Raw genomic sequence first — 12,325 nt, 5'->3', positions numbered from 1 at the left:
CGCGGTTCGCCCGCCCAATGTAGTCTGTCACGATTCCAGTTCCGCTTTCGCGACCTCGGCGCCGGCGAACTCCAAGACCTCACGGGCACCGTCCTCGCTGTACCCGCGGTCGACGAGCGCCGCCACCCACTCGTTGTCCTGTTCCTCGTCGACGTCGGCGTTCGACACCAGCGCCGAGAAGTTGATGTTGTGCTTCTTGTCCTCCCAGAGCTTCCGCTCCAAGGCGCGGCGCAGTCGGTCGTTGTCCTGGGGGTCGAACGGCTCGCCCTCGCGGGCGCGCCGGCTCACCCAGTTCGACACCTCCTGGCGGAAGTCGTCTTTGCGGTCGCCGGGCACGCCGAGTTGCTCCTCGACGGCGCGCAGGAACGTCTCATCGGGCTCCTGCTCGCGGCCCGTGAGCTCGTCGGCGACGGTGTCGTCGTCGATGTACGCCATCACGTGGTCCATGTATTTCTCGCCCTGGCGCTGGATCTCGTCGAGATCGTAGGCGAGGGCGTGCCTGACGTCCTCGATGGCGCGCTCCTTGTACTCCTCGCGGACCTGTTCGAGGACGCGCTGGTAGTCCGCGACGTGGTCCTCTGGGATCGATCCGTGCTGGGGGAGGTTGTCCTCGACCCGGTTGAACACCGTCAGCGGCGACAGGAACCCGCGGTCGCGGTCCATCGACTCCATGATCGCGGCGGCGATCTCGTCGCCGACGAACCGCGGGCTGACGCCGTCCATGCCCTCCCGATCACCGGTGACCTCGGCCTCCTCGCGGAGCTTCTCCGGGTCGACGTCGTCGATGTCATCGAGCTCCCCGTTGTACGCTTTGGCCTTCTCCAAGAGCCCGATGGCGTCGGTGTCGGGCTCACGGATGCGCGTGAGCACGCCGAACAGCCCGGCCATCGTGAGCGTGTGTGGCTCCACGTGGATGTCCGGCACGTCGGCGTTCCCGAGCAGCTTCTCGTAGATCTTGGCCTCCCGATCGTACTCCAGGACGTACGGGAAGTCCACACGCTTGGTGCGGTCGTTGAACGCCTCCATCTTCTCGTCGGCGCGCTTGTCCTGGTATTCGGGCATGTTCGTGCGCCCGACGATCACCTGGTCGATGTCGATCCGGGGGTTGTTCTTCGGCTTGATGGTCTGTTCCTGGGTGGCGTGCAGGAAATCATAGAGGAACTCCCGCTGGAGTTTCAGCAGCTCCTCGCCGGAGAAGATGCCGCGGTTGGCGTTGCAGAACGCGCCGGCGTAGTCGAACGCCCGTGGGTCGCTCTCGCCGTAGACCGCGAGCTTCGAGTAGTTAACGTCGCCCGTGAGCTCGGTTTCGTCCTGGTTTTTCTTGTCCTTGGGCTCGAACGTCTCGATGCAGTCGCGGCGGTTCTCGCTGGCGACGAGCCGCACCACTTCGACGTGGGATTCCAGGACGGCCTGGAGGTCGTCGTCGTAGTGCGCGAGCAGCTCGTCCATGTAGAACTCGCTTTCGGGGTCGAGGCTCTGGCTGTTGCGCAGCGAGTACGGCGCGTCGAGGTCCTCGTTGAGGTCGTCGATGACCTGTTGGCGTTGGGCCTCCGGGAGCAACACGAGCGGATCCTGGTGCATCGGGGAGGTGATCGTGTCGTCGTTGGGGTCCTGGTCGTCGATGACCGAGCAGAGATCGGTCCAGCGGAACGTGTACAGCCGCCCCTCGCGCTGTGCGGTGTAGTCCTCGAAATAGCGGCGGACCTGGCGGTCGACGTCTGATTTCCCCGAGCCAACGGGCCCGAGCAGGAGGATGATGCGCTTTTCAGGGCCGAGCCCCCGAGCGCCGCTTTTGACCTTGTTGACGAACTCGTGGATGGATTCGTGGACCTCCCGACCGAAGAACGTGTTCGCACCCTCGCCCAGTGGGTCCTCGGATGCAAGCCGGTACTCGACGACCCCGTCGTCGTCAGTCGTCTTGCCGTAGTAGTCGAACATGTCCGCGAGCCGCTGGTGGGCGTTGCGGGCGACCGTGGGGTCGTCGTAGAGGGTGTCCAGGTACCACTGGAAGCTCTGGGTGTCTCGGAGGTCCGCTGGCACTGACTCCGCGTATTGCTCGCTGAGTCGGTCGAGGGTTTCAGTCATGGTGGGTGTGTGTCTCGATGGCTCGCCCGGGTGTGCGACCGAGGTGGGTCAGATGTGGGGTGTGGGGGCGGTCGCTGGGCGGGACACCGGCACTCATATAATTATGGGGATTGGTAACACATAAGTGCGTTGCCCGTTGGCACACGTCATACGTCCGGATTCAGGGACGCCCGGCACACGACCGCGTCCCCATCCGGATATTTCCGGGTGGAACCTCGACACAACGACCGCCCCCGTCACAGACCGCAGAATAGTTCGGACTGTGTCACGTTCCGCGCCCGACCGACCCCGGCATATCCCACCAGTGAGTGCACATAAATACCGGCGGTACAAAGGTGGTAGCATGGACCACGACTCGTATCTCCGGGCCATCGGCCTCCCGGAGTACGCGGATGCGGCCTCGGACGCCGCCCACCGCGGCGCGGCGCTGGTTGCACGGCCGCCCCACACGACGATCACCACGGCGGCCGTCGAAGACCACTACACGTACCCCGTGCCGTCCGAGTCGACTCCCGGCACGGCGCGTGACGTCGGCCCCGCGGACGACCAGTACAACCTCGCGCCGATCTGTGGGCTCGAATACGACCCCGAACAGCTCCGCGACCACCCCAACACCGCCCGCCTCGCTGCGCTCGCCGGGACTGTCGACGCGCTCGCCGAGGAACTCCCCGTCGACTGGCTGGGGATCTACCGGCGTGCAGCCGACAGCGACGGCCACCCGATCCTCGTCAAGGAAGCCTGCACGGGTGCGCCGTCACGCGCCGTCGTCCCGCTCACAGACTCGGTTGCTGCCCGCTCGACCAACGCCGCTGTGGGACGCAGTGGGGAGGCTGTGGTTGTCGACGACACCGCAGCCCACGACGGTCCCGGCAACGAGCGCGACAGCGCCGTCGCCAGCGAATGCTGCTGTCCCGTCCTCGCTGGCGACGACGTCGTCGGCATCGTCGACGCCGAATCCCACACCCCCGAGTTCTTCACGCCAGAGCGTGTGCTCACGATCGTGGGGGCGTGTGCCGGTCTCGCGGACTCGGAGCTTCTCACTCCGCCCCGGGTCGAACAGTAACTCGAAAAGACTTGTATTTGACACTTCTGCCAGAGTACTTAATACAGTGGGGGTGTTCTACTTCACCTGGAGAGATGGACGACCTCACTGGATTCCAGCGGGATTTGCTCGTGGTCGCCGCCGGGCTCGACACCCCGAACGGCCTCGACATCAAATCCGATCTCGAAACGTATTACACAGGCAACATCAACCACGGGCGCCTCTACCCCAACCTCGACACGCTCGTCGACAAGGGCCTCCTGGAAAAAACGAAAGCCGACGAACGAACCAACCACTACCTGCTCACCGACCGCGGGAAACGCGAGCTCCAATCCCGCCGCGAGTGGGAAGACCAGTACGTGCCCACCCCTGCCGACGACAGTGACGGCCACCCCACAGCCCGGAACTAACACCCCCGCAAACCCCGCTGCCAGCCGGCCACCTCCACGCTACGCTTCGTCCCCACTGAGTTCCGCCGCCAGCTCCGCGGCCGCCGTCCGCACTGCCTCGTCGCTCGCTCGTGTCGGCTCCCACCCCAGCGCGGCTAGCTTCTCGATTGACAGCCGCATCCGCGGCACGTCGCCGGTCCAGCCGCGGTCGCCGCCCGTGTACTCGTAGGCCGGATCGACGCCGAGCTCGTCGCTGACGAGGTCCGCGATCGCGGTGACCGACGTGGTGGTCCGCGTCCCCAGGTTGAACACGTTCAGCGGCCGCGACGGGGCGTGCTCGATCACGTGTGTCATGGCGTCCACGCAGTCCTCGACGTGCAGGTATGACTTCTCCTGGCGGCCGTCCCCCAGGATCGTCAGCGTCTCCGGGTCCGCCCGCAGCTTCTGAATGAAATCCGGGACGACGGTGCCGCGCTGGCGCGGTCCCACGATGTTCGCGAACCGATACACCCACGACGTGATCCCGTGAGCGTGGGCGTACGTCGAGATCAGTCCCTCGTCGGCCAGCTTCGACGCGCCATAGACCGAGATCGGCTCCAGGGGCGCGTAATCCTCGGGCGTGGGCATCGGCGCTTCGCCGTACACCGTCGACGACGACGTGAACGCGAACCGGTCGACGCCGACCGCCGCCATCCGTTCGAGCACGTTGTACGTCATCGCCCCGTTCTCCTCGAACAGCTGTCGGGGCTGCTCGTAGTTCGTGTCCGTGTACGCCGCGAAGTGGAACACGATGTCCACGTCCGGCGTGATGACGTCCGCCACGTCGTCGGGGTCACACATGTCCCGGCGTCGGAACTCGACGCCGTCCGGAACCGCCGCCCGGCTGCCCTTCGAGAGGTCGTCGGCCACGAGCACGTCGTTGTCGTCGGCCAGCGCGCCCGCTGCGTGGCTGCCCACGAGTCCTGCACCGCCCGTCACGACGATCCGCTTCCCAGTGAGTTCCATACCGGACGCTCTGGCCCCCACGACAAGTGCGTTCTGATTGCCCGGCCGCACCCGCCACGGCCAGGCGCGCTGTCCCGGCCGCTAAAACCCCCAGATCGGGAGGAACCGAAACGCCAGGTACGCGCTGACGGTGCCCACAATCGGCACCAGGTTCTGCATCGCGATCACCCGCACGGTCGTCCCCGGGTCGAAGAGGTCGCCCGCACTCGGGATGTCCTCGGGCTGTTCCTCGCCGATGGCCGGCACCGCCTCGTCGGGGTCGTCGGCGGCCAACCCGCCGACAGACACCGCCACGTCGGAGTCCCCGCTGACCGCGCTTTGCACGCTCACCGGGCGGGTCGCACGCCCCCACCCGAGCCCGACGATGCTCACCGTCGCGATGACCACGAAGCTCGCCGGAATCCCGATCGCCGACAGGAAGATCACCAGCGTCGCGCTCACCGACGCCACCACGATGGCGGCCGTCAGCGGCAGCTCGGTGATATCGCTGCCCATCGTTTCGAGGGTCCGGCGCGCGATCGTGAACGAGCCGACGCCGACCGCGGCACACCCCAGGAGGATGGCGGGGTTCATCCCCACCACGCCGCTGCCGACCAGCGGTGCGATGGCGTTCGCGATGTTCGACGTGCCGGAGGAAAACGCCATCAAACACCCGATCGTGATGACCGTGACCACGCCGAACAACTCCCGGCGGTTCGTGTTCTCCGCCGGCCGCACCGTCGGGATCGCGCCCGTCCGGTCGACCCGGAGGAGCGCGCCCTCCGTGCGGTTCATGGCCACTCGGCGGTGGAGCCGCGCGTAGAAGTATCGGCCGATGATCAGCGACACCCAGAAGCCGATGACGGGCGCGACCACCCACCAGATCACGATCTCACCCATGACCGCGACGTCGAGGGCGTCACGCGCCAATCCGAGGCCCGCGATCGCACCGACGGCGGTCATCGACGTCGATGCCGGCACACCGGCGTAGTTCCCGACGAACAACGCCAGTCCGATGAAAAACAGCACGCCGATGCTGGCCTCCAGGGTGAAGATGCCGGGCTGGCGCAGCAGCTCCGTGCCCAGCGTGTCCACGACGCGGCGGCCGAGCGTCCACGCCCCGATGAAGAAGAACACGGTCATCAGACCGGCTGCCGTCGGCTTCGACAGCGCGTCCGCACCCACGGCCGGGCCGAACGCCGGCCCGGTCGTCGATCCGCCCACGTTGAAACCGACGAACGCCGCAACAACCAACCCCACCCCGAGCAGCGCGCTAATCATGGCCGCCCCCAGTGTGTCGCGTCCGCGCACCGATCACGGCTCGGCCCCGTCCTCGTCGTCGCCGGGTTCGTCGTCGTCGCCCGGCTGCACGTCCGCTGCGGCGAGCCGCTCGTCGACGGTCTCTTTGACGGTTTGTTCGACGGTCTCTTCGACCGTCTCGTTGACCGACTCCTCGACTTGCTGTTTGACCGACTCCTCGACAGTCTCGCTGACCGTCTCATCCACGGTCTCCTCGACGGACTCTTTGACAGTCTCCTCGACGGTTTCGCTGACAGTCTCGTCGACGGTTTGCTCGACGGTCTCACCCACGGTTTCGTCGACCGTGGATTCGACGGACTCCTTGACCGTCTCCTCGACGGTTTCGCTGACCGTCTCATCAACAGTCTGTTCGACGGTCTCACCGACAGTCTCGTCGACGGTTCGCTCGACGGTTTCGCCCATGGTTTGCTCGACGGCTTCGTCCATGGACTCCTCGACAGTCTCCGTGACGGTTTCGTCGACGGTCCGCGTCATCCACTCGGGATCGAAGCGCGCCATCTTCCATGCGATGTGCAACACGTAGGCCGCCAGCACGCCGAACCCGAACGCAACGCCGGTTTTCGTTCCGACGCGCAGGATCAGTCCGACCGCAGCAAAGATCAACACGCCGTACGCGAGGTCGGTGAGGCTGTCGACGCGGCTCGGATTCACGCTACCACCGCCAGCCCCGCGAGGGGTGACAGACACGGCCAAAACTGGAAAGACATGTGCAAAGATCAGCTCCCCTACTGGTACAACGCCGGCGGGCATAGACATTCCGATCCGGGTGTGGACCATCGTCCACACGGCACACCGCATGGGCCGTTCCGAAACGCGTACCCCGACGGCACACCTTCCGGGACGCATGCAGTCCCATCCCGAAGTCGCGGTCCTCCGGTACGGCCATCGGCCGGGCCGGGACGACCGCATGACGACACACGTCGGGCTGACGGCGCGCGCGCTCGGCGCGGACCGCGTGCTGTTCCCCGACAACGCGACCCAGGCCGCCGAGACAGTCCGCGACATCACCGGCCGGTTCGGCGGCCCGTTCGATGTCGAACGGACGACGGAACTGAACGCCACCATCGAGGACTGGCCGGGCGTGGTGGTCCACCTCACGATGTACGGCGAACAGCTCCAGTCCGTCGACGACGAGATCCGCACCATCCACCGCGAGGAGCCGGTGTTGGTCGTCGTCGGCGGCGAGAAAGTGCCCGGGGATGTGTACGAGGCCGCCGACTGGAACGTCGGCGTGACGAACCAGCCCCACAGCGAGGTCGCCGGGCTCGCGGTCTTCCTCGACCGGCTGTTCGACGGCCGCGAACTCGAACAGGGCTACGAGAACGCCGAGCGCCGCGTGATCCCCGAGGAACTCGGCAAGCACGTCGTCGACGTCGAGGACGGCGACCACCCCGAGGGTGCGGCCGCCGGCGACGGCGACTAGCCGCCGGCGGCGGTCGCGGCGACAGTCGTCGGCCAGGGCTCACCGAGCGCGACACGGAACAGGACCGCCTCGGCGCGCGGCAGCGAGCACTCCAGTCACAGTATTCACTGACGAGCACCGGCCACGAAAGCCGTTCGCGGCCTCGCAGCGCCCACGAACGCCCCCGGAGTAACAAGACTTAATGGCGCTCCGACCGCCGGTTTCAACAATGGCTTTTGAGGACTTACTTGACGACCCCGTGGTACAGAAGTACCTCCACGAGCTGGTCGGACCGAAGGGGATGCCCGTCGCGGCCGCGCCGCCGGACGGCGAGGTGACCGACGAGGAACTCGCCGAGCGACTCGGGCTGGAGCTCAACGACGTGCGGCGCGCGCTGTTCATCCTCTACGAGAACGACCTCGCGACCTACCGCCGGGTCCGCGACGAGGACTCGGGGTGGCTCACGTATCTCTGGACGTTCCAGTACGAGAACGTGCCGGGGAACCTCCGCGAGGAGATGGACCGACTGCTGGAGGCGCTCGTCGACCGCCGCGAGTACGAACTCGAAAACGAGTTCTACCTCTGTGAGGTCTGTTCGATCCGCTTCGAGTTCGGCGAGGCGATGGACCTCGGGTTCGAGTGTCCGGAGTGTGGCTCCGCCGTCGAAGCCATGGAGAACACCGACCTCGTTGACGCGATGGACGACCGCATCGAGCGACTGCGCTCGGAACTCGCCGTGGAGGCCTAATGGTCGTACTCGCAACCAAAGTCTACGTCAGCGGCGACGCCCGTGAGCGGGCCCTCGACGGGCTCCGGTCGCTCGTCGGCAACGACATCGGCTCCCTCGCGGTCACCGTCGATGTCGGCGTTCGACACGACGACTTCCCGACGGTCACCCTGGAGGGCCCGGACGAGGTCGCCGCCCGCAACGCGCTGGTGGAGTCCTGGGGCGAAATCACACCCGAGTTCGAGCCCGGAGAGACGTACGTCGGGACGCTTGCGTCCTGGGACGACGACGGCATCGTGCTCGACGCCGGCGAGGACGTGCGCGTCCCCGCCGCGGAGCTCGACCTCGGGCCGGGCACTCCCAGCCAGATCCGGGAGCGGTTCGGGCTCGTCCAGCACATGCCGCTGCGGTTCGTCCACGACGACGACGGGCCGGCGGCGCTCGCGGACGCCGAGCGCGACCGTCTCTACGAGTGGACCCGTGGGTCGGGGCGGCTGAACGTGAACAGCGCCACCCGCGGCGAGGTGCGGGCGACAGTCAACCGCGCGGGCCACGCCCGCGACATCGTCACCGTCGAGCGAATCGGGCTGCTCGAACAGAGCGTCATCTGCAAGGACTCCACTGATCCGCCGGGACTGCTGGCCGCGATCGGCCAACACCTCCCGTCGGAGCTCCTTGCCGTCGTGCCATGAGGGCGCTCTGGGTCGCGCTCGCGGTCGCCGCGCTCGCCGTCACCGCCGGCTGTGCTGGTTTCGGCGGCCCCCAGTCGGCTGCCACCCCGTCCGACGAGCAGCTCGCCCAGAACGCCACCTACGAGTGGTCACACACCGCCCCGGTCGCGGTGAACATGTCCCGTGACACGTACACCGTCGTGGCGTCGGTCACGGACCGACAGAACGTGACCATCGGTCGGCCCGCCGGGCGTGGTGACGCCGCGCCGACGGACATCTCGGCGGTCGCGTTCCGACACCCCAACGGCACAGTCGTCGGCAGCGACGCGATCAACGTCTCGACCACGGACTCCGCGCTGGTCGCGACGTTCCCCGCGACCAACGGTACGTTCGCGTACACGGCCCCCGCGGACGGATCACAGACCGTGATCCCGGTGGTCGTCAACGGATCGCATTCGGTGACACTACCCCGTGGAATGCGCGCCTCGCTCCCGATCATCAGCTCCGTCCAGCCCGGCGGATACGACCGCCGGATCGACGACGATCGGGTGCGCCTGGCGTGGGATTCGGTGCCCGCCGACCGGATCCGGATCAGCTACTACAGCCAGCGCAACGCCATGCTGTTCGCCGGGCTCGCCGTCCTGTTGGGCCTCGTCGGGGCCGGCGGCGTCATCTACTATCGGCTCCAGATCCGGCAGCTCGAGTCCGAGCGCGTGGCGTCGGAGGTCGACCTCGAAAAGTAGGGGGCTTTTCTCCACGCGGCCCCTACCCGACTGCATGCAGGTGGCGTTGGTGACCGTCGGAGATGAATTGCTCGCCGGCGACACGGTGAACACGAACGCCGCGTGGCTCGGCCAGCAGCTTCACGAGCGCGGCGCGACAGTCGCACGGACGATCGTCATCCCTGACGAGGTGGCGACGATCCAGGCCGACGTTGCGGCGCTGTCCGAGCGGTACGACGCCGTGATCGTGACCGGTGGCGTCGGGCCGACTCACGACGACGTGACCATGGACGCCGTCGCGTCCGCGTTCGACCGCGAGCTCACAGAGCACGCCGACGCCGTGGCGTACTTCCAGCGCCACGACACCTACTCGGCGGCTAACCTCACCACCGGCACGACCCACCTCCCCGCGGGCGCCCGACTGCTGGAAAACCCCCGGGGCGTCGCGCCGGGTGCGGCCGTGAACAACGTCTACGTGCTGCCGGGCGTGCCCGACGAGATGAAAGGCATGTTCGAGACCGTCGCCGACGAGTTCACCGGCGAACAGGTGTACACCGAAGAGGTGTCGGTGGACGCCCCCGAGAGCGCGCTCATCGACACGATCGCGGCGCTCCAGGAGGCATACGACGTGACCGTCGGCAGTTACCCCGGCGACCGGGTCCGCGTGAAAATACAGCATTCTGATGCGGACACCGTCCGCGCCGCCGCCGACTGGTTCCGGGACCGCGTCACCGCAGTGTCTCGGGAGTGAAACGCCGGGTCACCGGTAGAAGGCTGCAAGCCACCCGACAACCAACGCGAGGCCGAGCACGGTGACCGCCCAGCCAGTGAGATTCGGTGGGAGTGACGCGCCAGCTTCAAGCGGTGTGAACATGTCTTGTGGTTCCGTCGTGACCGTGTTTAACCCTTGGGTCCGAGCACGGCGACGGTCCACCGGACCACGACGCTTTTAATCGCGTGCGTGCGACCACACGCCCACATGACCCCGCCACCCGCCGCGTCTCTCATCACGCCCCACGCGGGCACGCCGGTTCTCAACGAGGCTATGGTGTTCCTCGCCGAGCGCGCCGTCTTCCTCGTGCCGCTCGTGCTCGTGGTTCTCTGGGTTGCTCCCGGTGTCGATCGCCCGATCCCCGTGCTCGAAGCCGCCCTCGCGGGGCTCGGGATCACGACCCACGACGGGAAGCAAAAATCGGTGTTCGTGTTCGCCACAATCGTCGTCGCGCTCGCGATCTCGTACGGCATGGGCACACTCCACAGTCACCCCGCACCGTACGCCGCCGGCTACGAGACGCTGCTAGCCGGCCCGCCGGAGAACTCCTTCCCGAGCCAACACACGACGGTCATGTTCGCGTTCGCGTGGCCGCTGGCGTCTCTCCAAGACCGGTGGCGGGCCGTGGTTGTCGGCGTGGCGGTCGCGGCGCTCGTAGGCTACAGCCGCGTCTACGTCGGCGTCCACTACCCCGTCGACATCGCCGGCGGCATCGCTGCGTCCGTGCTCGGGTTCGGGGCCGTCTACGCGGCCCAGCCGCTGGTCACGGCGTTCGCGGACCGCTGCATTCGGGTTGAGGCACGGCTGCTGGGCGTTGTCTTCGGGGGTCGGTGAGCCTGCGGGCGGCGGAGCGTCGCGGGGCGCTCGCGCACGCCAGCCGCCGCGACCGCGTGGCTTTTTGTGGTCGCTGTCGCAGTGTCACGCATGCGCACTGTCGGCGTCGTCGTGAACCCGATCGCCGGGATGGGCGGCCGAGTCGGCCTCAAAGGCACCGATGGGAACGTCGCGGAGGCCCGCGAGCGCGGCGCGGACCAACGAGCCCCCCAGCGAGCGCGCACGGCGCTTGACGCGCTGCGTGACGCCGCCGGCGACGTGTCGGTTGTGACTTACGACGAGCCGATGGGCGGGGGCGTCGCCGCGGCCGCCGGGTTCACGCCCACCGTGGTGGGTCACCCGACCACGCCGGCGTCGACGGCGGCCGACACGCGGGCGGCCGTCGAGGCGTTCATCGACCACGGTGTGGACGTGATCCTGTTCGTGGGCGGCGACGGGACGGCAACCGACGTCGCGACCGCGGTCACAGCCCACGACGCGTCGGTGCCCGTCCTCGGCGTGCCGGCCGGCGTGAAGGTGTACTCCGCCGTGTTCGCGGTCCAGCCGGCCGCTGCCGGCCGGGTTGCGGCGACCTTCGAAGACACCACCACCAGGGAGGTCAGCGACATCGACGAGGGCGCGTACCGCGACGGCGAGGTGCAGACGACGCTCCGTGGCGTCGTTGCAACCCCTGTCACGGAGGGGGCCGACGCCCTCCAGCCCGCCAAGCAAGCCTACGCCGGCACCACCGGCGCGCTGGCCGCTGGCGTCGCCGACAGCGTCCGCGACGGGGTGACGTACGTCCTGGGGCCCGGCGGCACGCTCGCCGAGATCGCCGACGCGCTCGGCGTCTCCGGATCGCCGCTCGGTGTGGACGTGTACCGTGACGGCGCGCTCGTTGTGCGCGACGGCAGCGCCAGCGAGATCACCGCGGCGCTTGGCACCGACAACGTCGTGTACGTCTCCCCGATCGGCGGCCAGGGGTTCGTGTTCGGGCGCGGCAACGATCAGATCTCCCCGGCGATCATCGACCGCAGCGAGGTCCGCGTCGTCGCTTCACCGCAGAAACTCGATCAGACCGGCGTGTTGCGCGTCGATACCGGCAGCGAGGACACAGACGCGTCGCTGCGAGGCTGGCAGCGGGTCAGAACCGGCCGCTTCGAGAAGCGCCTCGTGAACGTGGTGTGAGGACGGCGGTTACTCGTCTTTGATCGATTTGAGCTGGTCGATGAGTTCCTCGCTGTCGGCCTCGGAGTCGAACGACACCTCCCCATCGTGGTCGTTCTCGTGGACGCTGACGCCCTTGTCTTCGTCCGTATCTACGCTCTGATCTTTCTGCTCGGACTCATCGTAGCTACCAAAACCCATGTGCATCTATACGACTGGGTCACGGAAAAG

Annotated in this window: 14 protein-coding genes; 9 read left to right on the top strand and 5 right to left on the bottom strand. The window is 67.5% G+C overall.

Annotated features, from left to right (window positions below; genetic code table 11):
- Positions 1-27 precede the first annotated feature (27 nt).
- Positions 28-2,085, bottom strand: coding sequence for a PrkA family serine protein kinase (locus APQ99_RS05370; RefSeq protein WP_010902520.1), 2,058 nt, complete (start codon positions 2,083-2,085; stop codon positions 28-30).
- A 343-nt stretch (positions 2,086-2,428) separates the two neighbouring features.
- On the opposite strand from APQ99_RS05370, the gene APQ99_RS05365 reads away from it, so the two are divergent.
- Positions 2,429-3,148, top strand: coding sequence for a GAF domain-containing protein (locus APQ99_RS05365; RefSeq protein WP_136361123.1), 720 nt, complete (start codon positions 2,429-2,431; stop codon positions 3,146-3,148).
- Positions 3,149-3,222: 74 nt separating this feature from the next.
- A complete protein-coding gene (locus APQ99_RS05360) occupies positions 3,223-3,537 on the top strand; it encodes a PadR family transcriptional regulator (protein WP_010902522.1) in 315 nt (104 codons plus the stop codon).
- Between the two features lie 39 nt (positions 3,538-3,576).
- Here APQ99_RS05360 and APQ99_RS05355 read toward each other — a convergent pair whose 3' ends face one another.
- The 3 genes from APQ99_RS05355 to APQ99_RS05345 form a co-directional block, all read right to left on the bottom strand.
- Positions 3,577-4,521 (bottom strand): NAD-dependent epimerase/dehydratase family protein, encoded by a 945-nt coding sequence (locus APQ99_RS05355; RefSeq protein ID WP_136361124.1) that lies wholly within the window; start codon positions 4,519-4,521, stop codon positions 3,577-3,579.
- Positions 4,522-4,602: 81 nt separating this feature from the next.
- Entirely contained in the window at positions 4,603-5,781 is a 1,179-nt protein-coding gene (locus APQ99_RS05350; RefSeq protein ID WP_010902524.1) for an inorganic phosphate transporter, read from the bottom strand.
- A 33-nt stretch (positions 5,782-5,814) separates the two neighbouring features.
- Positions 5,815-6,471 carry a hypothetical protein gene (locus APQ99_RS05345; RefSeq protein WP_012289217.1) on the bottom strand — a complete coding sequence of 219 codons (657 nt, stop codon included), beginning with the start codon at positions 6,469-6,471 and terminating at the stop codon, positions 5,815-5,817.
- A gap of 193 nt (positions 6,472-6,664) precedes the next feature.
- Here APQ99_RS05345 and APQ99_RS05340 point away from each other — a divergent pair, with 193 nt between their 5' ends.
- From APQ99_RS05340 to APQ99_RS05310, 7 genes are all read left to right on the top strand, one after another.
- Complete coding sequence (locus APQ99_RS05340) at positions 6,665-7,243, top strand: tRNA (cytidine(56)-2'-O)-methyltransferase (RefSeq protein ID WP_136361125.1); 579 nt, start codon at positions 6,665-6,667, stop codon at positions 7,241-7,243.
- A 208-nt stretch (positions 7,244-7,451) separates the two neighbouring features.
- Entirely contained in the window at positions 7,452-7,970 is a 519-nt protein-coding gene (locus APQ99_RS05335; protein ID WP_012289219.1) for a transcription factor, read from the top strand.
- A complete protein-coding gene (locus APQ99_RS05330; protein WP_136361126.1) occupies positions 7,970-8,641 on the top strand; it encodes a DUF2110 family protein in 672 nt (223 codons plus the stop codon). Before APQ99_RS05335 ends, APQ99_RS05330 begins: the two co-directional genes overlap by 1 nt.
- On the top strand, positions 8,638-9,363 hold the full coding sequence (locus APQ99_RS05325; RefSeq protein WP_010902529.1) for a DUF5803 family protein: 726 nt from the start codon (positions 8,638-8,640) through the stop codon (positions 9,361-9,363). Before APQ99_RS05330 ends, APQ99_RS05325 begins: the two co-directional genes overlap by 4 nt.
- 34 nt (positions 9,364-9,397) lie before the next feature.
- Positions 9,398-10,093, top strand: a complete 696-nt coding sequence (locus APQ99_RS05320; RefSeq protein ID WP_136361127.1) for a competence/damage-inducible protein A — start codon at positions 9,398-9,400, stop codon at positions 10,091-10,093.
- A gap of 228 nt (positions 10,094-10,321) precedes the next feature.
- Positions 10,322-10,948, top strand: coding sequence for an undecaprenyl-diphosphatase (locus APQ99_RS05315; RefSeq protein ID WP_010902532.1), 627 nt, complete (start codon positions 10,322-10,324; stop codon positions 10,946-10,948).
- A 90-nt stretch (positions 10,949-11,038) separates the two neighbouring features.
- The gene (locus tag APQ99_RS05310) at positions 11,039-12,115 is read left to right on the top strand and encodes an ATP-NAD kinase family protein (protein ID WP_136361128.1); all 1,077 of its coding nucleotides are present in this window, start codon (positions 11,039-11,041) and stop codon (positions 12,113-12,115) included.
- 9 nt (positions 12,116-12,124) lie between these two features.
- Here APQ99_RS05310 and APQ99_RS05305 read toward each other — a convergent pair whose 3' ends face one another.
- The gene (locus tag APQ99_RS05305; protein ID WP_012289220.1) at positions 12,125-12,295 is read right to left on the bottom strand and encodes a DUF5786 family protein; all 171 of its coding nucleotides are present in this window, start codon (positions 12,293-12,295) and stop codon (positions 12,125-12,127) included.
- Between the last annotated feature and the right edge of the window lie 30 nt (positions 12,296-12,325).

The organism is Halobacterium salinarum DSM 3754 (genome assembly GCF_008124605.1).
Lineage (GTDB): Archaea > Halobacteriota > Halobacteria > Halobacteriales > Halobacteriaceae > Halobacterium > Halobacterium salinarum.
Note: the sequence above shows the minus strand (reverse complement) of the source record. Positions and strands in the feature narration are given on the sequence as shown.

Coding starts and splice junctions, on each gene's coding strand:
- APQ99_RS05370 (WP_010902520.1), bottom strand. CDS start 2,085: ATGACTGAAACCCTCGACCGACTCAGCGAGCAATACGCGGAGTCAGTG.
- APQ99_RS05365 (WP_136361123.1), top strand. CDS start 2,429: ATGGACCACGACTCGTATCTCCGGGCCATCGGCCTCCCGGAGTACGCG.
- APQ99_RS05360 (WP_010902522.1), top strand. CDS start 3,223: ATGGACGACCTCACTGGATTCCAGCGGGATTTGCTCGTGGTCGCCGCC.
- APQ99_RS05355 (WP_136361124.1), bottom strand. CDS start 4,521: ATGGAACTCACTGGGAAGCGGATCGTCGTGACGGGCGGTGCAGGACTC.
- APQ99_RS05350 (WP_010902524.1), bottom strand. CDS start 5,781: ATGATTAGCGCGCTGCTCGGGGTGGGGTTGGTTGTTGCGGCGTTCGTC.
- APQ99_RS05340 (WP_136361125.1), top strand. CDS start 6,665: ATGCAGTCCCATCCCGAAGTCGCGGTCCTCCGGTACGGCCATCGGCCG.
- APQ99_RS05335 (WP_012289219.1), top strand. CDS start 7,452: ATGGCTTTTGAGGACTTACTTGACGACCCCGTGGTACAGAAGTACCTC.
- APQ99_RS05330 (WP_136361126.1), top strand. CDS start 7,970: ATGGTCGTACTCGCAACCAAAGTCTACGTCAGCGGCGACGCCCGTGAG.
- APQ99_RS05325 (WP_010902529.1), top strand. CDS start 8,638: ATGAGGGCGCTCTGGGTCGCGCTCGCGGTCGCCGCGCTCGCCGTCACC.
- APQ99_RS05320 (WP_136361127.1), top strand. CDS start 9,398: ATGCAGGTGGCGTTGGTGACCGTCGGAGATGAATTGCTCGCCGGCGAC.
- APQ99_RS05315 (WP_010902532.1), top strand. CDS start 10,322: ATGACCCCGCCACCCGCCGCGTCTCTCATCACGCCCCACGCGGGCACG.
- APQ99_RS05310 (WP_136361128.1), top strand. CDS start 11,039: ATGCGCACTGTCGGCGTCGTCGTGAACCCGATCGCCGGGATGGGCGGC.
- APQ99_RS05305 (WP_012289220.1), bottom strand. CDS start 12,295: ATGGGTTTTGGTAGCTACGATGAGTCCGAGCAGAAAGATCAGAGCGTA.